This window comes from Fructobacillus pseudoficulneus (genome assembly GCF_900108455.1).
Classification (GTDB): Bacteria; Bacillota; Bacilli; order Lactobacillales; family Lactobacillaceae; genus Fructobacillus; species Fructobacillus pseudoficulneus.
In genome coordinates this window covers 1-1790 of the sequence record NZ_FNWS01000015.1, presented here as the reverse complement: position 1 = coordinate 1790, position 1790 = coordinate 1, and the positions used below count along the sequence as shown (strand labels likewise).

Sequence of the window (1790 nt, the reverse complement as noted above, 5' to 3'; positions counted from 1 at the left end):
TCCTCCCAGAAGGTTAGGCCACCGGCTTTGGGCATTACAAACTCCCATGGTGTGACGGGCGGTGTGTACAAGACCCGGGAACGTATTCACCGCGGCATGCTGATCCGCGATTACTAGCGATTCCGACTTCATGTAGTCGAGTTGCAGACTACAATCCGAACTGAGACGTACTTTAAGAGATTCGCTTACCCTCGCGAGTTCGCTGCTCGTTGTATACGCCATTGTAGCACGTGTGTAGCCCAGGTCATAAGGGGCATGATGACCTGACGTCGTCCCCGCCTTCCTCCGGTTTGTCACCGGCAGTCTGTCTAGAGTGCCCAACTAAATGCTGGCAACTAAACATAAGGGTTGCGCTCGTTGCGGGACTTAACCCAACATCTCACGACACGAGCTGACGACGGCCATGCACCACCTGTCACTTTGTTTCCGAAGAAAACAGCACAATCTCTTGTACCTTCAAAGGATGTCAAGACCTGGTAAGGTTCTTCGCGTTGCTTCGAATTAAACCACATGCTCCACCGCTTGTGCGGGTCCCCGTCAATTCCTTTGAGTTTCAACCTTGCGGTCGTACTCCCCAGGCGGAACACTTAATGCGTTAGCTTCGGCACTAAGGGGCGGAAACCCCCTAACACCTAGTGTTCATCGTTTACGGTGTGGACTACCAGGGTATCTAATCCTGTTTGCTACCCACACTTTCGAGCCTCAACGTCAGTTGCAGTCCAGTAAGCCGCCTTCGCCACTGGTGTTCTTCCATATATCTACGCATTCCACCGCTACACATGGAGTTCCACTTACCTCTACTGCACTCAAGTTTGACAGTTTCCAAAGCACTTCCACAGTTGAGCTGTGGGCTTTCACTTCAGACTTATCAAACCGTCTGCGCTCGCTTTACGCCCAATAAATCCGGATAACGCTCGGGACATACGTATTACCGCGGCTGCTGGCACGTATTTAGCCGTCCCTTTCTGGTATGGTACCGTCATGTAAAGATCATTTCCTACCCTTACCGTTCTTCCCATACAACAGTGCTTTACGACCCGAAAGCCTTCATCACACACGCGGCGTTGCTCCATCAGGCTTGCGCCCATTGTGGAAGATTCCCTACTGCAGCCTCCCGTAGGAGTTTGGGCCGTGTCTCAGTCCCAATGTGGCCGGTCAGTCTCTCAACTCGGCTATGCATCATCGTCTTGGTGAGCCTTTACCCCACCAACTAACTAATGCACCGCGAATCCATCAAAAAGTGGTCCAAACGGACCTTTTAACGTTTTGTCATGCGACAGCACGTTTTATACGGTATTAGCATCTGTTTCCAAATGTTATCCCCTGCTTTTCGGTAGGTTATTCACGTGTTACTCACCCGTTCGCCACTCGCTTGAAGAGTGCAAGCACTCTTCGCTGCGCGTTCGACTTGCATGTATTAGGCACGCCGCCAGCGTTCATCCTGAGCCAGGATCAAACTCTCATGTTAAAAGTTTGAAGATTGCTCTTCGATTAAACTGACTAGTTATTATCTCTCGATAACGCCTATCCGTTTATTGTTTGTTACGAATTGACTTCGCAAATTTGTTTGTGACTACTTACCAAGTAGCCACCGTTACAGATTTGTTTGTTCAAAGTTTTGTTCAGTTTTCAATGTGCGATGCCTTGTTAGGGCAACTCATTTAGTTTACCTGAATCATCAACGCTTGTCAATGACTTTTTGGAAAACTTTTTGTTGTCCGGTTCCTGTTGCCAGACCCCAGCTCCTCGTTAGAAGCACCTTCGCTTCGTAACGAACAATAACTAGTATA

The 1790-nt window shown here is 49.2% G+C and carries 1 rRNA gene; it reads right to left on the bottom strand.

The annotated features are described in order from the left end of the window. A 16S ribosomal RNA gene (locus BLW39_RS06925) occupies positions 1-1468 on the bottom strand; the annotation flags it as partial. Positions 1469-1790: the final 322 nt, after the last annotated feature.